20 protein-coding genes are annotated in these 18,892 nt (G+C 39.6%); 1 reads left to right on the top strand and 19 read right to left on the bottom strand.

The window, feature by feature from the left end; genetic code table 11:
• The first annotated feature begins 68 nt into the window (after positions 1-68).
• Positions 69-947, top strand: coding sequence for a YitT family protein (locus EM808_RS07880; protein WP_127737628.1), 879 nt, complete (start codon positions 69-71; stop codon positions 945-947).
• Between the two features lie 31 nt (positions 948-978).
• On the opposite strand, the gene EM808_RS07875 is transcribed toward EM808_RS07880, so the two are convergent.
• The 19 genes from EM808_RS07875 to folE all read right to left on the bottom strand — a co-directional run bounded on the left by EM808_RS07875 (position 979) and on the right by folE (position 18,738).
• The gene (locus EM808_RS07875; protein ID WP_225314675.1) at positions 979-2,202 is read right to left on the bottom strand and encodes an MFS transporter; all 1,224 of its coding nucleotides are present in this window, start codon (positions 2,200-2,202) and stop codon (positions 979-981) included.
• Positions 2,203-2,330: 128 nt separating this feature from the next.
• Positions 2,331-3,005 carry a zinc metallopeptidase gene (locus EM808_RS07870; protein WP_127737627.1) on the bottom strand — a complete coding sequence of 225 codons (675 nt, stop codon included), beginning with the start codon at positions 3,003-3,005 and terminating at the stop codon, positions 2,331-2,333.
• A gap of 66 nt (positions 3,006-3,071) precedes the next feature.
• Positions 3,072-3,866, bottom strand: coding sequence for a sporulation protein YpjB (ypjB, locus tag EM808_RS07865; RefSeq protein WP_127737626.1), 795 nt, complete (start codon positions 3,864-3,866; stop codon positions 3,072-3,074).
• Between the two features lie 85 nt (positions 3,867-3,951).
• A complete protein-coding gene (lhaT, locus tag EM808_RS07860) occupies positions 3,952-4,539 on the bottom strand; it encodes a lipoprotein heptaprenylglyceryl N-acetyltransferase LhaT (protein WP_127737625.1) in 588 nt (195 codons plus the stop codon).
• 151 nt (positions 4,540-4,690) lie between these two features.
• Positions 4,691-5,242: a ReoY family proteolytic degradation factor gene (locus EM808_RS07855; protein WP_127737624.1), complete on the bottom strand. Its 552-nt coding sequence runs from the start codon at positions 5,240-5,242 to the stop codon at positions 4,691-4,693.
• A gap of 77 nt (positions 5,243-5,319) precedes the next feature.
• Entirely contained in the window at positions 5,320-6,582 is a 1,263-nt protein-coding gene (locus tag EM808_RS07850) for a tetratricopeptide repeat protein (RefSeq protein ID WP_127737623.1), read from the bottom strand.
• A gap of 12 nt (positions 6,583-6,594) precedes the next feature.
• The gene (locus tag EM808_RS07845) at positions 6,595-7,500 is read right to left on the bottom strand and encodes a hypothetical protein (RefSeq protein ID WP_127737622.1); all 906 of its coding nucleotides are present in this window, start codon (positions 7,498-7,500) and stop codon (positions 6,595-6,597) included.
• Between the two features lie 161 nt (positions 7,501-7,661).
• Positions 7,662-8,951 (bottom strand): 3-phosphoshikimate 1-carboxyvinyltransferase, encoded by a 1,290-nt coding sequence (gene aroA, locus EM808_RS07840; protein ID WP_127737621.1) that lies wholly within the window; start codon positions 8,949-8,951, stop codon positions 7,662-7,664.
• A 26-nt stretch (positions 8,952-8,977) separates the two neighbouring features.
• Complete coding sequence (locus EM808_RS07835) at positions 8,978-10,081, bottom strand: prephenate dehydrogenase (RefSeq protein WP_127737620.1); 1,104 nt, start codon at positions 10,079-10,081, stop codon at positions 8,978-8,980.
• A 29-nt stretch (positions 10,082-10,110) separates the two neighbouring features.
• Positions 10,111-11,214: a histidinol-phosphate transaminase gene (hisC, locus tag EM808_RS07830; protein WP_127737619.1), complete on the bottom strand. Its 1,104-nt coding sequence runs from the start codon at positions 11,212-11,214 to the stop codon at positions 10,111-10,113.
• Positions 11,215-11,236: 22 nt separating this feature from the next.
• A complete protein-coding gene (gene aroH, locus EM808_RS07825) occupies positions 11,237-11,605 on the bottom strand; it encodes a chorismate mutase (RefSeq protein ID WP_127737618.1) in 369 nt (122 codons plus the stop codon).
• Between the two features lie 3 nt (positions 11,606-11,608).
• Positions 11,609-12,688, bottom strand: a complete 1,080-nt coding sequence (gene aroB / locus EM808_RS07820) for a 3-dehydroquinate synthase (RefSeq protein ID WP_127737617.1) — start codon at positions 12,686-12,688, stop codon at positions 11,609-11,611.
• Positions 12,688-13,860 (bottom strand): chorismate synthase, encoded by a 1,173-nt coding sequence (gene aroC / locus EM808_RS07815; RefSeq protein ID WP_127737616.1) that lies wholly within the window; start codon positions 13,858-13,860, stop codon positions 12,688-12,690. Before aroC ends, aroB begins: the two co-directional genes overlap by 1 nt.
• 110 nt (positions 13,861-13,970) lie before the next feature.
• Positions 13,971-14,744: a CheR family methyltransferase gene (locus tag EM808_RS07810; RefSeq protein ID WP_127737615.1), complete on the bottom strand. Its 774-nt coding sequence runs from the start codon at positions 14,742-14,744 to the stop codon at positions 13,971-13,973.
• A gap of 246 nt (positions 14,745-14,990) precedes the next feature.
• Positions 14,991-15,437 (bottom strand): nucleoside-diphosphate kinase, encoded by a 447-nt coding sequence (gene ndk / locus EM808_RS07805; RefSeq protein ID WP_127737614.1) that lies wholly within the window; start codon positions 15,435-15,437, stop codon positions 14,991-14,993.
• Between the two features lie 88 nt (positions 15,438-15,525).
• The gene (gene hepT, locus EM808_RS07800; RefSeq protein ID WP_127737613.1) at positions 15,526-16,488 is read right to left on the bottom strand and encodes a heptaprenyl diphosphate synthase component II; all 963 of its coding nucleotides are present in this window, start codon (positions 16,486-16,488) and stop codon (positions 15,526-15,528) included.
• Between the two features lie 46 nt (positions 16,489-16,534).
• Positions 16,535-17,242, bottom strand: a complete 708-nt coding sequence (locus EM808_RS07795; RefSeq protein WP_127737612.1) for a demethylmenaquinone methyltransferase — start codon at positions 17,240-17,242, stop codon at positions 16,535-16,537.
• A gap of 6 nt (positions 17,243-17,248) precedes the next feature.
• A complete protein-coding gene (locus EM808_RS07790) occupies positions 17,249-18,040 on the bottom strand; it encodes a heptaprenyl diphosphate synthase component 1 (RefSeq protein ID WP_127737611.1) in 792 nt (263 codons plus the stop codon).
• Positions 18,041-18,174: 134 nt separating this feature from the next.
• Positions 18,175-18,738 carry a GTP cyclohydrolase I FolE gene (folE, locus tag EM808_RS07785; RefSeq protein WP_127737610.1) on the bottom strand — a complete coding sequence of 188 codons (564 nt, stop codon included), beginning with the start codon at positions 18,736-18,738 and terminating at the stop codon, positions 18,175-18,177.
• Between the last annotated feature and the right edge of the window lie 154 nt (positions 18,739-18,892).

Here is an 18,892-nt window from a genome sequence, read left to right as displayed (position 1 = left end):
GCTCCAACATAAATGGTCCATACTAAGGCTATATTAATGACAGCTATACATAGAAAGCAGGCGAAAAGATGTTTAAGACGTTAAAGCTCAAAAATATTTTCTTCATTATGCTCGGTTCGGCTATCTTTTCTTTTGGAATTGTACATTTTAATATGCAAAATAACTTGGCAGAGGGTGGCTTCACAGGAATCACGCTCCTTTTGTACGCAAGATTCAACTGGGATCCTTCCATCACAAATTTAATTCTAAATGTCCCGCTGTTTTTTATCGGCTGGAAACTGCTTGGCAGAAATGTTCTCATCTACACGATTATTGGCACAATTAGTGTGTCTGTATTTTTATGGTTTTTCCAGCTGCCGCAAATTGAACTGCATATTCCACTCCGGGAGGATTTAACACTTGCATCCTTGTTTGCTGGAACCTTTATTGGGATTGGTCTTGGCATAATCTTTCGTTTCGGCGGTACAACAGGCGGAGTCGATATTATTGCAAGACTTGTTAATAAATACTTCCATTGGAGTATTGGAAAAACGATGTTTCTGTTCGACGCATGTGTTATCACGCTGTCCTTGCTGACATACTTGAGTTATCGAGAGGCAATGTATACACTTGTTGCTGTTTTTGTTGGCACAAGGCTGATTGACTTCATGCAAGAAGGTGCTTATGCAGCAAGAGGAGCCATCATCATTTCTGATAAAAATCCAGATATTGCGGATAAAATTATGAAGGAAATGGATCGCGGTGTGACAGTGCTAAAAGGACACGGGTCATTTACGAAGCAAGATAAAGAAGTCCTTTACTGTGTTGTTGCAAAAACAGAGATTGTCCGACTGAAATCCATTATCACAAGCGTTGACCCACATGCATTTGTATCTGTCACCGTTGTTCATGATGTATTGGGTGAAGGCTTTACTTTAGATGAATACAAACGGCCGATTGAGCATTAAAAGAAGGAGGATTACCATCCCCCTTCTTTTTTTATGTTCGTTGATGAATTTCTCTAACCTTTGCATCGCTTGGAAGTAATACCGTAAGTATTCCTAAAATAGGAAGCACACTGCAAAATACCATGATTGTCTGCAGACTGTATAAATCGCCAATTACTCCAAAAATAACAGCTCCTAATGCTCCCATCCCAAACGCTAGGCCGACAATTAGTCCTGATACAAGTCCAATCATACCTGGAAGCAGCTCTTGAGCATAGACGACGGTTACACTAAAGCTTGATTGGAGAATAAAGCCGATAAGCACAAGTAGCGGTGCAATGAGCCATTGAGGAACATGTGGCAGCATTAATGCAAACGGAGCTGCGCCAATTAAGGAAAAAAGCAGAATCGTGCGTTTGCCAAATCTGTCTGCCAGCGGTCCGCCAAAGAATGTGCCTACAACACCTGCAAGCATAAATAAGAAAACATATATTTGTGCATGCTTAATGCTGCTGTGAAATTTCTCAATCATATAAAAATGGAAAAAGTTATTAATCCCAGCACCATACCAGCTCCTTGCAAACACTAAAAAGATTAATAAGCAAATGGCTAGGATGATTTCCTTGTTCAGCATGCGTTTCTCTGTTGGTGCTTGTGTCTTTTTTGCTGCCGGTACTTTGACAAGAAGCTCTTGTTTATACCAGTTTGACACGAAAAACAATACAAACATACCTGCTGCTGCAAGCAGTGTGAACCAGATTGTTCCAAATTGGCCTGTTCCTATAAAGATAAAGGCTGTAAATAAAGGGGCAAGTGATTGGCCGCCATTGCCTCCGACCTGATATATGCTTTGTGCCAAGCCTCGTTTGCTTCCTGCTGCCATGTAGGCTACTCTTGACCCTTCCGGATGGAAAATAGCTGACCCAAATCCGATAAACAGGACAGAAACTAGCACGCTTATGAAATTAGGTGCCAGTGCTAGGCCAAGCATGCCAAGCAAACTTGAAAACATTGCGATCGGCAAAAAATAAGGAAGCGGCTTTTTGTCTGCCAGCACGCCAAAAACTGGCTGCATGATAGAGGAGGTGATGTTGAGTGTAAAGGCAATCCAACCGATTTCTGTATAATTCAAGTTCATCGTAGGCCCAATAATCGGGAACAATGCCGGTACTACTGATTGCATGCAATCATTGATAAAATGACCTAGGCTTATCGCAAACAGAATACGATAGACCGTTATCGGTTGGTTAGTAGGTAATGCTCGTTCAGCCTGCAAATTAACCCTTCTTTCTTTTCTTTATGTAATAAGAACACTAAATATAAAATCAGCTATAATTATACAACTACCTTTCGCTTATGGAAATAAATACTGAAAAAAAAAGTCTATGGATATTATTCCATAGACTAGTCGTTTCTTTGCATTCCTGTATAAATCATAATTAGTCGCAGCAATTCGAGTATGGCTACTGCTGCTGCAGCAACATAGGTAAGGGCTGCTGCATTTAGGACTTTTTTCGTTTCTTTTTCCTCATCATTACGAATTATTCCTAATGCGACTACTTCATCCATTGCTCGATTTGATGCGTTAAACTCGACTGGAAGTGTTACAAATTGGAACAGTACGGCTGCTGCCATAAAAATAATTCCTAATAAAACAAAATTACTTGCACCTAGCAGCATTCCAATTAATATAAGTATCCACGAAAAATTGCTGCCGATATTGGCAACCGGAACCAATGCATGCCGGAAACGGAGGAAAGCATATTCTTGCTGGTCTTGAATGGCATGGCCAACTTCATGTGCCGCGATTGCACAAGCGGCAACAGAATGCCCATGATAGTTATTTGTAGACAAACGAACTACCTTTGACCGTGGGTCGTAGTGGTCAGACAGAACGCCTCTCGTTTCTTCAATAGATACATCATATAATCCGTTGGAATCCAAAATTCTTCTGGCGACTTCTCTTCCAGTCATATTAGAAGAAGCAGCTACTTTCGAATATTTCTTGTATGCCCCACTTACCCTCATTTGTGCCCATAGAGGAATGATGAGTATGATGATGAAGTATATAATAAACATGCTTTTCCCCCATATCTTTTAGTTAGTAGTTATTATTTTAAGCAGGGAGAAACTTAGAGTCAAATGTTATGGCCTTTTATGTCTTCTTCTCTTTTCTTCCTTATCTCCTAAATATTTTCTCCAACCTACATAGGATAATGTAAGGATAATGATGCTTCCAGTTGAAATAATTACCCACCAAAGGGACGGATCTGCTTCATCTTCATACACTTGATTAAATACGTCCTCAAGCTCTGCTTCTAACTCGTCCAGCTCTTTTGTCTCAGCTTTTGTGAAGACTTGAAGGCGGTATGTATCGAGGAAATCCACAAGTGTATTTAATTTTTGAAATTGCGCTGTTGTCACATCCAGCTTCAAGCTTGGGTTTATAATTTGGTAAAGCGTCAGGAAGGAATTTAATTTCGCTTCATATTCCACTTTGTTTTGGTTTATGGCAGCATCCTTCATTTCCCTGTAGGATGCCATCACTTGCTCTTCCATTTGCGTCCACAGAGGCTGCTGGCCGCTTGAAACTGCATCAACTGCTAATCTGAACTTGATCGCAGAGTTAATCCGCTCGTTCGTATCAGCAGACGGGCTTGTGATTACCTCAACTGCTTCATCACGGGCACCTGTGAGGATTTGGAGCTCATCCATTGTAAATGTCCGCTTTTGCTGCTTCACTATACTGAATTGGTTAGAAAAATAATCAAGGATTTTTTTTGCATCATCGTATCTTTCTGATTTTACCAACTGCAGTGCTTCATCTGATAATGTATCTAACTCGTCTATAGGCGAATCTTGGTCTGCATAAACAGATATAGAAATAGGCTTAAGCAGGATTAATAACATTAATAACACAACCAATTTAGCCTTCTTCATACTTGTCCCTCCCCGATATACTATTAAAAATGTATGTCAGGACGGACAAGGATAGACTAAAAAATTTTGGATTTGACTTGCTTGTTTAAGAAATCGTTAACGTGTTTTTTCTTTTAGCTGCATAAAAACAAATAGCAATGCTTAAAATGCTCAGCCAAAATGTGAAATAACCGATTTGGTCCATAGACTCGTTGAGAATGCTGTAATTTGGCATCATATCAAATACATAATCAATAACATCATTATGTAATGTCCATATAGCTGCAATGCTAACATGCACCCATTTTATTCGGTAATATGGTATGTATAAAAGCCCTTGTATGGCCATCGCACCGTGAGAAACAATTAACATAAGCGATTCTATCTCTACAGTGCCTGTCTTAGCAAAAACGAGGAAATTCATAACAACTGCCCAAACACCATATTTGAATAGTGTAAGGAGTGCTAATGCCTCAAATAAAGGCGTGTTCCGTTTGAAGAGAAATGCGATTAAAACGATCACAAAAAACAGGCTTGCGGTAGGACTGTCTGGGACAAATAATAAGAAAATGTCCGGCGTTTCCGCCAATTGAAATCTATACCAGTAATAGCCATAGATTGTCCCAAGTAAGTTTACGATAAGCAGCAGCCAAATAAATGACCGATTTCCTAATATAAACCGTAACCAATTCATGCAGGCAGCCACCTCCTTTATATTATTATTTTCTTTTATAATAGCATAAAAAGTTTCCATTTGTTTTTGGTCTTTTTATATAGGACAGAACAAAAAAGCAGTCTGGCAAACGATATATCGCTTAGCCAGACTGCTTTAATTGTATTTGTTTTTAGCTCTCAGTGCTTTGTAATTGCTTCAGACGATCCGTCAGCTCCCGAAATGCATGTTCGTCTCCATTATCAAGCGCCTCGTCTATTAGCTCCAGCAGCTTTTCCTTTTGGAACTTTTCTATGCTGGCAACAAGAAATTGCTCTGCAATGAATCGGTCTTTTTCACTAATATGCAAATTTTTTGGCATGAAAGGATTTTCCACAAGCACGGCAGCATACTGATGCGCCTTATTGGAACCATAAAAATTCAGTTGGATATAGATGTCTTCATCTCTGTTTAAGCGAATATCATGAAAGGACTTTTCCGCATCTGTCGTCATGACATTTTCCTTATAAAAGCGAAACGGGACTTCATCAACACAATGTGTGGACATGACCAATCCCCTTGGGCACTTTTCTGCATTTTCAACAAAATGCACCTTTTCCATAAGCTGATCATGACTCATCAAATAATTTAAAATCCAAACACATTCTCTTCTTTTTAATTGATAGTGATTCAGAAACCAACGAATGAAGTCTTTTTTTTCGTTGACAGATACAGGGGTTTTCATGTTTGTTTCCCTCCTCTGCTTGCAACCATTTTTTTGTATTAACACCATAATCTTTCTTGCTGCAAAAGGCTAAATGTTTACTGGCCGCTAGTTAAACGCTGAACGATTTCGATAAATTCTTCATTGCTCGGATCTTTTTCTAAAAGGCTATTAAACACTTCTGCAGCTTCCTGTCTTTTTCCTTCTTCCAAAAGAAAATATCCGTAATCGTATAAAAAGTCTGGGAGTTCTTTAAAGAAAGTATATGCTTCTTGGTATTTGTTTAATGCCACTGAATAATTTTCATTTCCTTGATAGGCTTTTGCAGCATCCCATAATAATTGCGGCTCCTCTATATCTTGAGAATCCATTAGTTCTATTAGCTCGATAATATCCTCGAAGCGTTCCTGTGTCAAAAACAATTTGTTTAACAGCAACACCGCTTCAGCAAATTCTGGGTCGATTGCCAATGCTTCTCTAAAATGCTTTTCGGCTCCTTCCTCTATGCCGTTTTTCAGCGCCAGTTTTCCGCCAAGCAAAAACAGTTCTTTATTGAACTCATCATGCTTTAAGCCTTCAAGTACTGTTTCATATGCTTCTTGCAGCATTTCCTCTTGCTCATAGCTTCTAGCAAGATATAGGTATAGAGATTGGAAGGATGGATCTAATGTTTTTACTTCCTCAAAACGATTGATGGCAATAGTCAGCTGTCCTGCTTGCAATGCTGTCAAGCCTAAGTTAAACACTGTATTGATCTCCACTTTTTCTTCAATCGCAAGCTCGTAAAATTGGATTGCTTCCTCGAAGGCTCCACCTGCACTTAAATTGTCGGCAATTCTTCCGTTAACATTAACACCGGCAACTGTTGACTGCTCTGCGGCAACGACTTTGTATGCTTTAATGGCATCTGTAATCCTGCCTTGCTCAGAATAGAGCTCTCCTAATGCAAAATCAATGATAACTTCATTTGGAAGGAGTTTTTTTGCTTGAAGAAGCTTTTGCTCACTCACCTCATAAAGCCCGTCCATTTGATATAAATCTGCTAATAGAAGAAGGCTTTGTGGATAGCTAGCATCTTCCGGGTTAATTTTTTCCAGCTGTGAAATGGCCTCTTCCTCATTGCCAATTTCCATCTCTGCTTCTGCAAGCATAACCAAAAGCTCTCCTTCTTCTGGGTATGCCTCCAATAAAATTTGGAATAATGCTTTAGCTTCCTCAAGAAAACCAAGCTGGAACAATTCCTCCCCTAACACGAATCGTTCTTCATTCGAGCCTTGATTAAGTATTTCCTCATAATATGATAAAGCTTTTGCTTGTTGACCATTCTCTAATAATGATAGTATTTCGTTTACTTTTTCCATCTTGTATCCTTTCTAAACTCCTCCTGCGCTAAAGAAGGAAGGTACTTTTATTTCCATCTGCTCCCCAAATCCCGGATGATAGAACACTTTCTCGCCAGCTCTTATACATTTGCCTTTATGGTAAGTGACAAGGATTCTATTATAATGATAATGAAATAATTCCTTTTCATCAATATTTATGATTGTACGGCTTTTCTCATAAAGATTATAGGTCACTTCTCCGCTTTGATAAATATTGCCTTTAAAAGGGTAAATGCCCATTTTAATGAGTGCCTCATATGGAATGATATCACATTCCGCTAATTCTTTTTTGACAGAAGGTATATTAGTATCACGCATAATTGCTGCCCATGCTATTTGTGCTTTTTTTCGTTCTTCCTCATCACTCATTAAAAATTCAGGGATAAGTGGACAATTAAATGGAAAGATTGCTTCCTTAATCCAGCCCCATGGCACCTTATATAAATCATTCGAATTATTTATTTCAATGATTATAGCAGGAATCTTTTCTTTTTTACAGGTTCTGATAAGACTTGTTGTAAGGATTTTCAGAGGGATTTTAATACATATAACATAATCGACTGCACAATTCAACAGCCTGTTTTTTGTCTTATTCAGCTCGCCTAAAAGCTCCCTTTCCTTTTTGACATTACATGCTGTAACGAACATTGTACAGCCTTTTTTTATAAGGTTTTCTTGAATATAGTCTCGTTGCTGCTTCGGATCCAGCAATTCCTTCACATGATTGTCGTAAACTATAGGTGTTGGAGTCATAATATATGGACTTCCATCCATTCTCATAATTCCCTTCCAAAAGGTTTCCTTTAACGCATCAATACGATTTTGGTCTACGAGCATAGAAGTTTTCTTTAAAGCCTGTTTCTTTAAAATGTTTATATTTTCAATAATATAGGCCATTTTTTCACCACCAAGCTTTTTTAAGACAAGCTATGATGAATTTATTTGTTTTATGCCTAATTTGGTGAATGTTATCTCGTTTTCTGCTTAATACGTAATAAACCCCATTCGAAAATGGGGTTTATTTGCACTTAGAGTTTTTCACTCTGTTTAGTGCTGGTTTATTGTTTTGTCAAACTTTCCATATGTTCAAAGAAGGAAGGATAGGAAACAGCAATAGCTTCCGCATTCTCAAGAATAACAGCACCATCTGTAACTAACGATGCAACTGCAAGCATCATGCCAATGCGATGATCTCCATGGCTGTCTACTACAGCACCTTTAAGTGGCGCACCACCATGGATAATCATGCCATCCTCTGTTGCTTCAATATTTGCGCCTAGCTTTTTTAATTCATTAACAACCGTATCAATACGATTCGTTTCCTTCACTTTCAATTCTTCCGCATCTTTAATGATGGTCGTTCCTTCTGCTTGTGTTGCCAGCAGTGCGATAATCGGAATTTCATCAATCAACCGTGGAATGATTTCCCCATCAATTGTAGTGCCTTTTAAAGTAGATGCCTCAATGCGAAGATCCCCTGTCGGCTCAAACTCATCATTAGAGTCCAAAATGGATACATTTGCACCCATATTCGTGAGAACATCCATAATACCAGTTCTGGTCGGATTTAGGCCAACATTCTTTAATATTACAGAGCTATCAGGAACAATGCTTGCTGCAACAAGGAAGAATGCCGCAGAGGAAATGTCTCCAGGTACATGAATATCTGCCGCTGTTAAACGCTGGCCGCCTGTAATATGAATACTTTTCCCATCAACATTAATATTGCCACCGAATCTTTTGATCATTCTTTCCGTATGATCTCTCGTGGATACCGGCTCTATGACAGTTGTTGTTCCTTCTGCCTGCAGTCCTGCAAATAGAATAGAAGACTTCACCTGTGCACTTGCAACAGGAAGCTTATAAGAGATTGCCTTTAACGAATTTCCACGAATGGATATAGGTGTAAATTCACCATTGCTTCTTCCATCGATTTTCGCACCCATCTCTCTTAAAGGACCTACAACTCTTGTCATCGGTCTTTTAGCAATAGAGCTATCACCTGCTAATGTGCTGTGAAAATCTCTGCCTGCAAGAATACCTGACATAAGTCGGATGGTTGTGCCTGAATTGCCGACATCCAGCAATTCCATTGGTTCTTGAAGACCATCAAGTCCTTTACCCTCAATAATAACCTTCTCATTGTCATGCTGAATGCTGACGCCGAGCTTTTGGAAGCAAGAGATTGTACTTAAACAATCCTCGCCCATTAAGAAATTAGTTACTGTCGTTTTACCCTCTGCAATTGCGCCGAACATGACAGAGCGGTGGGAAATAGATTTATCGCCCGGTATTGCAATTTCGCCTGTCAATGGTCCTGATGCACGCTTCAACTGTTTTCGATCCATTTTTATCACCTAATCCATACAAGTCTTTATCCGATTGAGGTTTCGTAAGTGGAATACGCAGCAATACAAGCTTGCGCCCTTTTTCGATCCTCTTCCGTCTGAAAGCTGATTACAAGTACACCATATATCTCTTCTCTTGTTTCAATGATACGGATATTGGTAATACTTATATTTTCCTTCGCCAGAAATCCTGTAACCTCTGAAATGATTCCTGGATAGTCAGGTACATCTACATATAAATCATAAAATGCCGGAATTGCACCTTTTTGATTTTGCGGAAGTTCATCTCTGACATTTTTCGCTACTTGAAAATAATCAAATATCTCATCAGCCTCTTCTGTCTTGATCAGTGTTTTGACCTTCTCCATTTCCTTCGTCCATTTGTCGAGAAGCTCAAGAAGAACTGTTTTATTATGCAATAATATGTCACGCCACATCGCTGGACTGCTTGAAGCAATTCTCGTTATATCTCTAAAACCACCTGCTGCAAGCCTTGTAACAAGCTCGTTTGATTTTGCAACATCGTCTGCTTGGTGGACAAGAGATGCTGCAACAATATGTGGCAAATGACTGATTACTCCTGTCAACAAATCATGTTCTTCAGGAGATACTACTAAAAACTTCGCTCTTGTACCAGATAACCAGTTCATTAATAATTGCACAGAATTCTTATCAACCGTTTCCTCTGGTGTCAGCAAATAAAAGGCATTTTCAAACAAAAGTGCTTTGGAGGCAGACACACCGCTTTTGTGTGAGCCTGCCATTGGATGGCCTCCAATAAAGGTAATGCCTTTTTCTTGAAGAAGACGTGATTTTTCGACGACTTTTCCTTTTGTGCTTCCAACATCAGTCACAAGAACATCGTTTTTCAATGGCATCTGCGCCAATTTTTCAATCATCATTTCCGCTTGTCTGACTGGTGTTGCGATAATGATTAAATCAGCCTCTTCTGCCCCATCCTCCAGTGTATCTACACAATCATCAATGACGCCAAGCATTTTACCAAGCTTTTTATTTTTTTCGGCTATATCAAACCCAATGATCGTACAATGCGGATGATTGTTTTTTATGGATAGTGCTAATGATCCTCCAATAAGTCCCAATCCGATAACGAAGACGCGACCATTCATCCTATCACCGCCTTCTCTTTTCGCTAAAATTATATGGCTGCTGCTTTCTCTTGCAAGAACGTGGTAAGAACATTAAGCAGACCTTCGTTCTCTTCTTTTGAACCAATGGTAATGCGGACAGATGTCGGGAAACCTAGCGGCACACCAGAACGCACGATATATCCATGTTTCATTAAGTATTGAAATACTTCATTTCCATCCACTTTAAAATCAATTAAAATGAAATTTGTTTGAGAAGGAAAATATGTTAACCCGTGTTCCTCACAGAAAGAATACAGCTGTGTAAGGCCTTCGCGGTTTTTAATAGAACAGCTTTTCACAAAGTCCTGATCCGAAATGGCAGCTTGTGTAGCAATTTGCCCTAAAGTATTAACATTAAAAGGCTCACGAATCGGTTCTAATGTTTGGATTAAGCTTTCTGAAGCAACTCCATATCCAACACGGAACGCTGCAAGACCATAGATTTTTGAGAATGTTCTTAACACAATCAAGTTATGGAACTGTTTAACTAGCTCTAATGCATCATAGTAATCTTCTGCTACCACATATTCATAGTAAGCTTCGTCTAAAACGACAAGCACATCCTCTGGAACCTGCTTCAAAAATTCGACTAATGACGACTCTGAATTGTAAGTTCCAGTTGGGTTATTAGGACTGCATACCCAAACGACGCTTGTATTTTCATCCATTACTTCGAGCATTGCAGGCAGGTTATGTTCACCCTTTTCAGTCAATGGAACTTCTCTTACTTCTGCTCCATCCACTATTGCATTATGCTTGTATTGACCAAATGTATGGCTTGCCATAACTGTATTTCTACCTGGTGCCAACAATGCCCTTGAAATCATGAGAATAAGATCATCAGAGCCATTTCCCAACACAAGCTCACTAGGAGACACTTGAAGGAACTCAGCTAGTGCATGGCGCAGGTTTGTTGCATAGCCATCTGGATATAAAGCAAAAGAACCATCTACTTTTTTTAGTTCCTCTGTAACATGCGGTGAGCTGCCGAAAGGATTTTCATTCGAAGCAAGCTTAACAATTTTTTCTAGATTAAATTCACGTTTCACTTCATCAATCGTTCTACCAGGCTGATATGCATGAAGCCCTAATAACTGCTCTTTCCATTTCATCAACATTCACCTCTATAATGTATTAATTCTCTTGCTTAAGATCTGGTCTTAATTGGATCGCTCTTTCTAAATATATATGATTAATATCCTTTTGAGCCGTATTCGTATTAACATGTATCATAATGCGGATGCACTTTTGCAATGAATTCGGCACATCAATTTCCTTCATGCACATGACAGGAACATAAGTCCATCCCTCTTGAAGGCGAATCACTTTGGCAGGAAAGGCAGAAGTTAAGTCATCTGTTACAGAAACGAATACAGACGCAACATCGTCCGCTATGATTGCATTCTTTCCTATCATTTCCTTTACAAGCCTCTCTGCTGCATCCAAAATCACCGTTTCTTCATCTACTTCAACCGTGATTGCTCCCCTTACTCCTCTAATCATGCTCTATTCTCCCTTGAAAATATGTAGTTCTTCCATCAATTCTTGTTCATCCATTTTAACGATAACCGGATTGCCAATGGCATCAAGCAGGACAAAGTGGATTGTTCCACTTACAGATTTCTTATCCTGTTTCATTCTATCAATCAGGGCATCTACCTTTAAATGTGCTGGAACCTTTGTCTCATATCCCAATGATTGCAGCCAAGCTTCAAGGTTGTTGATGGAGAAATCAAGCTGAAGCTTCTTTTTGCTTAGGCGCAATGCAAACAACATGCCGATAACAACTGCTTCACCATGCGACATATTCCCATAGCCCATTTCCGCTTCAATCGCATGGCCGAGTGTATGGCCAAAGTTAAGAAATGCACGGACATTTGCTTCCTTTTCATCCTTGGCAACGATTTTGCTTTTGACAAGAATCCCCTTTTCCAATAGCACTGCCCATGTCTTTTCTGGTACTTTCTCGAGCTCATCAATCTCATTTAGCAATGATTCATAAAAGTCTTTATCACTTATCAAGGCATGCTTTATTACTTCACCGAATCCGCTTCGGAGCTCAAGCGCAGGCAATGTACGAAGAAAACTAGTCTCGTAAAATACCGCCTCTGGCTGATAAAAAGCACCAATCATGTTTTTGCCGAGCGGATGGTTGATGGCTACTTTCCCGCCAACTGCACTATCATGTGCAAGAATGGTTGTTGGCACCTGAATAAACGGAATGCCACGCATATAGGAGGATGCGACAAAACCGGCAAGGTCACCGACAGCCCCTCCGCCTAAAGCGATGATTAGTGATTTTCTATCCAGCTTTTCTTCAAGTGCAAAGCTTTGGCAGCTGTAAAACACATCAAATGTTTTTGCGTGTTCTCCTGCAGGAACGATATGGGAAACAACAGGAAATCCTGTTATCTCCCGCTGCAGTGCTTGTAAATGGAGCGCTGCAACTGTCTCGTCTGTTATAATAAGCACCTTTGTGCATTCAGGTAAATGGGTTTGTATAAATCCATTTAATTGTGTGACTGTGTTATCGCCGATAAAAACAGGATACGATTTAGAGCCTGCATCAACTTGAACTGTCTTCATTAAAATTCCCTCGCATATTGACGATGCTTTTCCACATTTTCAAGCAAGCCTTCAAAACGGTCAGAATAAAACTGATCAACGATTGCACTTGCCAATTCCCATGCAACAGCACTTTCTGCAACAACTGCTGCTGCTGGAACAGCACAGCTGTCTGAGCGCTCAATGCTTGCTGCAAAAGGTTCCTTTGTTTCAATATCAACACTGTTTAATGGCTTGTAAAGCGTCGGAATCGGCTTCATAACACCCTTAACAATAACAGGCATACCTGTTGTCATTCCGCCTTCAAAGCCGCCTAAGCGATTCGTTTTGCGGGTGTAGCCATGAATGCTGTCCCAAATGATTTCATCATGTACTTCGCTTCCAGGCTTGCTTGCCGCTTCAAAGCCGATACCAATTTCGACTCCTTTGAATGCATTAATACTCATAATCGCACCTGCAAGCTTCGCATCAAGCTTTCTGTCATAATGAACATAGCTGCCAACACCAACAGGCATGCCTTCTGCGATAACCTCTACGATTCCACCGATGGAATCTCCATTTGTCTTCGCATCATCAATAGCTTGCATCATTTTTTTCTCTGCAACAGGATCTAAGCATCTGACAGGAGACTGCTCCGTTAGCTCAATGATTTTATCAATGGAAGGATATTCTTGTATGTCCGCTTTCACTCCGCCTATTTCCAAGACATGTGAAGCAATCTTGATTCCTAATAAGGACAATAATTTCTTTGCTGCAGCACCTGCGGCAACCCTAACTGTCGTTTCTCTTGCTGAAGATCTTTCTAGTACGTTGCGCATGTCGCGGTGTCCATACTTAATGGCACCGTTCAAGTCAGCATGACCTGGTCTTGGACGGGAAATCTTCCGTTTAATTTCACTTGATTCCTCTTCATCAATCGGTCCTTGACCCATGACTTTTGTCCAGTGCTTCCAGTCGTTATTTTCAACAATAAGCGACACTGGTGAGCCAAGTGTCTGGCCGTGTCGAATTCCGCCACCGATTTCAGCAGTATCTGTTTCAATCTGCATTCTTCTGCCTCGGCCATGCCCTTTTTGTCTTCTAGCAAGCTGTTCGTTAATGTCCTCAGCAGTTAATGGCATACCTGCTGGCAGACCTTCTATAATTGTAATTAGTTTTGGACCATGTGATTCCCCTGAAGTTAAATATCTCATATCAAAATCCTTTCTCCCTTCAACGCTTTAAAGGAAATATGTTTCAATATATCATACGTTTGCGAATATGGATAGTAAAAAATCCTTGAAAGCTATAAAAAACTTAAATTTTACATCTTTTTATAGAAAAAAGTATCCTCTGTTTCTAATCCGTACTTGCCAGGATTAAAAATTTGCTCTGTACTGCCAACAAAAAATATTCCGCCTGGTCTTAAAGCATTCGCAAACTTTTGATATAAAATATCCTTTGCTTCTTCTGTAAAATATATCATAACATTGCGGCAGACTATTAAATCAAAAGGCCCTTGGAATGGATCTGACAATAGGTTCTGCTGCTTAAAGGTAACAGGCCTTTTTATTTCATCACTAATTTTAAACATACTCCCCGACTGACTAAAATGCTTTTGCTTTTGTACTGCTGGAACCTCATTTAATGAACGCTCCACATAAAGACCTACCTTTGCTCTTTCAATAGCATTTATGTCGATATCAGTTGCTTTTATCTGAAAGTTGGACGGACGCAGATGGTTTGACAGAATCATGGAAAGCGTATAAGGCTCCTCGCCCGTTGAACAAGCAGCACTCCAAACCTTTAGATTAGCACTGGTTTTTATCAGGTTTGGCAATATTTTATTTTCCAGTATTTCCCACCTTCTGAAATTACGGTAAAATTCTGACACATTAATCGTCATGCGGTCCAGCAATTCCTCAAGAAGCTCCTTATTTTTGCCGATTGCCATCGAGTATTCCTTAAAGGAACGATATCCTCTTTTTTCGTAAAGGGACGTCAATCTTCTTTTCATTTGTGCTTCCTTATACAAAGATAAATCGATGCCTGATACTTGATGAAAATTTTTGATGAACTCTTGGTAGTCTTTTTCCATAGTTAAACCTCGCATCCTGCTGCTATTAATTTTCTTTTTATTAGTATAAACGATATTTCTTGAAAATGGGGTAATAATTTAGGTGTGTTTATGATTGAAAGGCAAATATCGCCTATTACGCGTATTCCTATTATTTGGATTGTGCCCACATTCATACTTGTTAGAAATTAAAAAAACTGTCCTTTAAAGCTAGCCTCACAATTGTTAATGTGAAGCTTTTCGCCTTAAAGGACAGTTATTACTGGATTAATAGACCCATGTATTGCTTAACTTATTATACTCTACTAATTCTTCTTCCTTAAAAAATAAACCGATTTCTCTAGCAGCGCTATCCACACTATCAGAGCCATGAATGACGTTTTTTCTCATTACTACACCAAAGTCTCCTCGAATTGTGCCAGGGGCCGCATCCAACGGATTCGTTTTGCCCATCATGGCCCTCGCCTTTGTCACTACATCTTCACCAGACCATACCATTGCGAATACTGGTCCTGATGTAATAAAATCAACGAGCTCCATAAAAAATGGCTTGTCCACATGCTCTTGGTAATGCTGCTTGGCAAGGTCTTGCGACACAACCATTAATTTTGCACCAACAAGCTGGAATCCTTTACTTTCAAAGCGCTCCACAATCTTGCCGATTAAATTTCTTTGCACTCCATCCGGTTTGACCATCAAAAACGTCTTCTCCATTTGATTCACTCCTATGTATGAATGTAAAAAGAAAAACTAGTATTTATGAAAACGATATCATACATAGAAGTACTTTGCAAAGCTTAACTTAGAACTTTCTTTTACCTAAATATTTTGCAATATTAATAAGTGCTGTTTTACTTCTTCCCTTTGGCAGGTCTGCAATTGCATCCAATGCTTTTTGCAGGTAAGCATTACTTATTTTCATCGAACGGTCAATAGCATCTGTACTCTTAATCAGCTCAATAATTTCTAAAAGCTCTTCCCGATCCATCTCTTCGTGTACGGTGGACACCCTTTTACGAATACCTTCATCTTCCATTGCATACAGAACAGGCAATGTGATATTGCCTTGCAGTAAATCACCGCCAGCAGGCTTTCCGAGCTCTTCTTCTGTACCAACAAAATCTAGAATATCATCAATAATTTGATAGGACATCCCAACGTAATATCCAAACTTATGTAGTTTTTTCTGATGCTTTTCTTCCACATCAGAAGCAATTGCACCTACTAAAGAACTAGCTGAAATGAGGAGGGCCGTTTTTCTTTTTATACGGCGGAAATAATCTCTGACATTCTGTTCAAAGTAATATTTGTCCTTAATCTGCTGAATTTCTCCTATGCAAACCTCCACTATCGTATCAGCCAGCACCTTATGCGCAGCAGGCTTCTTTAGCTCACTCATAATTTCAAGTGATTTAGCAAAGATATAGTCGCCTGTATACATGGCAACTTTATTATCCCATTTTGCTTTAATCGTCGGCTGGCCCCTGCGCAGGTCTGAGTCATCAATAACATCGTCATGCACAAGGGAAGCCATGTGAATGAGCTCTAGAGCAACAGCTGCTTTTTTAATGACATGGATATCATATTGGCCGATTTGGCCTGCAAGCAGGACAAAAATTGGTCTAATCCGCTTGCCGCCTGCCTTGAGAAGATGTAGTGACGAATCTCTTAAAATGGAAGTGTTGGCGTTCACTGTTTCTTCAAGTGTTTTTTCAATTATCTCCAAATCCGAATTCAAAAATGAATACATCATTTTTAATTTCACTAAACTTCACCCGTCTTTAACTGCTGCATAAAAATAGATACAGACATTATTTTTCTTTAAAGCCAATATGCACAGCAGCTACACCACCGCTGTATGGTTTAAACGTCACATTTGACAAGCCTGCCTTTTCAAAAAGAGAAGCAAGTTCCTTCATGCCGGGAAAATCCCGTGCCGATTCCTGAAGCCATGAGTATTCCTTAAAGCTTTTGGCAAAAAGCTTTCCGAACATCGGCATGATGAAGCGGAAATATAAGTAATAGCCTTGCTTAAAAACAGGCATTGTAGGCTGCGATGTTTCCAGACAGACAACCTTGCCTCCTGGTTTCACTACTCTTTTCATTTCCTTAAGAACTTGCAAATAGTCTGGCACATTTCGCAAACCAAACCCGATTGTCACAAAATCAAAGCTGTCATCTGGAAATGGAAGTTCCATCGCATTCCCATGAATCAGCTCAATATTGCTGTAGCCCTTGGTTTTTTCTTTCCCAATGCTCAGCATATTCTCGCTGAAATCAAGCCCTTTGACTTCACCAGTCGGCCCAACAGCATCTGCAAGACTGATTGTCCAGTCGGCAGTACCACAGCAAACATCCAAAGCTTTAGCACCTTTTGTGACATTCATCTTTTTCATTGTGTCTTTGCGCCAAATTTTATGCTGTTGAAAGCTTATCACTGTATTCATCTTGTCATAATTGCCATATATTTTTTCGAATACATGGTGCACTTTTTCTTCCTTTGATTGGTGCTCCCGCATTGCCTCTTACCCTTCTTCCACATACATTTGTTGTTTTATTTTATCCAATATTGCTGTTGTCCTTGCTGTAATGCTGTCCTCGACATTTTTAGAGCTCGTTAGTGCTTCTGTGAGCATGTCAGTTGCCTCTTGAATAAACGGATCAAACAAAAGATATTTATTTTCCTCTGCGAGACGGGCGAGCTCTTCACTATGCTTAGTCAGCCTGTTGAATAAAAATGAATTACCAGTCAAATTATATGTATTCCTGTCTTGCAGCATTCTGTTTAGAAATAGAAAGGACATCGCAAAGTTTTTCCAATTATCCAAGCGGAAACGGTCGATCAATTTTTCCAGGATGGAAAATTCCACTGCTACAATTGCCTCTCTCATTTCAGACAGTCCAGCAAACGCCTGCTGATAAATGATCATTTTATTCTCATTCACTTCTTTAATCGCTTCAGCGAATACTTTTATCATTTCATAATCTTCCAGGTCTGCCAGCAGCTTGTAATACTGGCCACTGTAAAAGTCACCTGCCAATATTGTCAACTGCCTGTTCTTTTCTATTCCTTTATGAACGCTGTCATTTGTTACAAGTTCATGGGTATCAAGGGCAATTTGAATAAGCATCTTCGTTGTGGCATAAGTGATGACCTGACTGTCGTTTAAGTCAGCCTGCTTTAACAGAAATACGGTTAACAAAAGCTTGTCTTCATCAATTACCGGGTTGTCTATATGCTTAAAAAGATAAGGATGAGCAATCTTTTGCAAAACCTCTTCCCGCACCATTTCCACCATTTCTTGAAATAACATCATAATATCACCCTTGTTCCCCCAAAATTTCTCTTTGTATCTTTTTTAACAAAATCGTCATTATATTTGTATAAAGTCTAGATTATTATAGCATAAACACCTGACAACACCACTTAAAAAGGCCTATACGTCGTGTCTTATTTTATTAATGCAAGCACTTCTGCACGTGCTTCTGCATTTTCTGCGTATCTTCCGCGCACCGCGGTAGTAACCGTCTTCGCACCAGGCTTGTTTACTCCTCGCATTGTCATGCACATATGCTCTGCTTCAATGACAACCATAACGCCATGAGGGTCAAGCATTTCTATAATGGCATCAGCCACAGTTGATGTAATGCGTTCTTGAAGCTGTGGACGTTTTGCTACAGCCTCGACTGCTCTTGCTAATTTACTCAAGCCCGTTACTTTGCCGTTTCTAGGAATATATGCCACATGAGCCACTCCATAAAACGGAACGAGATGGTGTTCACACATGCTGTACAGCGGAATGTCTTTTACAAGCACAAGCTCCTCATGTTCTTCACCGAAAATCGTATGGAAATATTCTCTCGGATCCTCATTTAATCCCGAGAATATGTCACTATACATTTTGGCAACTCTTTTCGGGGTATCCAGCAATCCTTCTCTTTCAGGATCTTCCCCTATCGCTTCCAAAATTTGTTTTACCGCATCTTCTATCTTGGCCAAATCAACATTCGACATTCTTTTTTTCCTCCTAAAGCTATCAATCCAATTTCCTTTAACCATATTAGCATATAAAAACAACTAACACCACGAATGGCTGCTAATTCTTTTATCATCCATTTACATCCAGCGCTTAACTGTAAATCCTATAGTAAAGCCAGCTGCTACTTAT

The organism is Niallia taxi, from assembly GCF_004005475.1.
GTDB classification, from domain to species: Bacteria; Bacillota; Bacilli; order Bacillales; family Cytobacillaceae; genus Niallia; species Niallia taxi.
This window is presented reverse-complemented; position numbering and strand designations above follow the sequence as displayed.

Coding starts and splice junctions, on each gene's coding strand:
- aroC (WP_127737616.1), bottom strand. CDS start 13,860: ATGAGATATTTAACTTCAGGGGAATCACATGGTCCAAAACTAATTACA.
- EM808_RS07835 (WP_127737620.1), bottom strand. CDS start 10,081: ATGAATGGTCGCGTCTTCGTTATCGGATTGGGACTTATTGGAGGATCA.
- EM808_RS07870 (WP_127737627.1), bottom strand. CDS start 3,005: ATGTTTATTATATACTTCATCATCATACTCATCATTCCTCTATGGGCA.
- EM808_RS07795 (WP_127737612.1), bottom strand. CDS start 17,242: ATGCGGGAGCACCAATCAAAGGAAGAAAAAGTGCACCATGTATTCGAA.
- EM808_RS07880 (WP_127737628.1), top strand. CDS start 69: ATGTTTAAGACGTTAAAGCTCAAAAATATTTTCTTCATTATGCTCGGT.
- ndk (WP_127737614.1), bottom strand. CDS start 15,437: ATGGAGAAGACGTTTTTGATGGTCAAACCGGATGGAGTGCAAAGAAAT.
- aroA (WP_127737621.1), bottom strand. CDS start 8,951: ATGGATCGAAAACAGTTGAAGCGTGCATCAGGACCATTGACAGGCGAA.
- EM808_RS07845 (WP_127737622.1), bottom strand. CDS start 7,500: ATGGCCTATATTATTGAAAATATAAACATTTTAAAGAAACAGGCTTTA.
- lhaT (WP_127737625.1), bottom strand. CDS start 4,539: ATGAATTGGTTACGGTTTATATTAGGAAATCGGTCATTTATTTGGCTG.
- aroB (WP_127737617.1), bottom strand. CDS start 12,688: ATGAAGACAGTTCAAGTTGATGCAGGCTCTAAATCGTATCCTGTTTTT.
- EM808_RS07855 (WP_127737624.1), bottom strand. CDS start 5,242: ATGAAAACCCCTGTATCTGTCAACGAAAAAAAAGACTTCATTCGTTGG.
- EM808_RS07850 (WP_127737623.1), bottom strand. CDS start 6,582: ATGGAAAAAGTAAACGAAATACTATCATTATTAGAGAATGGTCAACAA.
- folE (WP_127737610.1), bottom strand. CDS start 18,738: ATGTCGAATGTTGATTTGGCCAAGATAGAAGATGCGGTAAAACAAATT.
- ypjB (WP_127737626.1), bottom strand. CDS start 3,866: ATGAAGAAGGCTAAATTGGTTGTGTTATTAATGTTATTAATCCTGCTT.
- aroH (WP_127737618.1), bottom strand. CDS start 11,605: ATGATTAGAGGAGTAAGGGGAGCAATCACGGTTGAAGTAGATGAAGAA.
- hisC (WP_127737619.1), bottom strand. CDS start 11,214: ATGAAATGGAAAGAGCAGTTATTAGGGCTTCATGCATATCAGCCTGGT.
- EM808_RS07810 (WP_127737615.1), bottom strand. CDS start 14,744: ATGGAAAAAGACTACCAAGAGTTCATCAAAAATTTTCATCAAGTATCA.
- EM808_RS07790 (WP_127737611.1), bottom strand. CDS start 18,040: ATGATGTTATTTCAAGAAATGGTGGAAATGGTGCGGGAAGAGGTTTTG.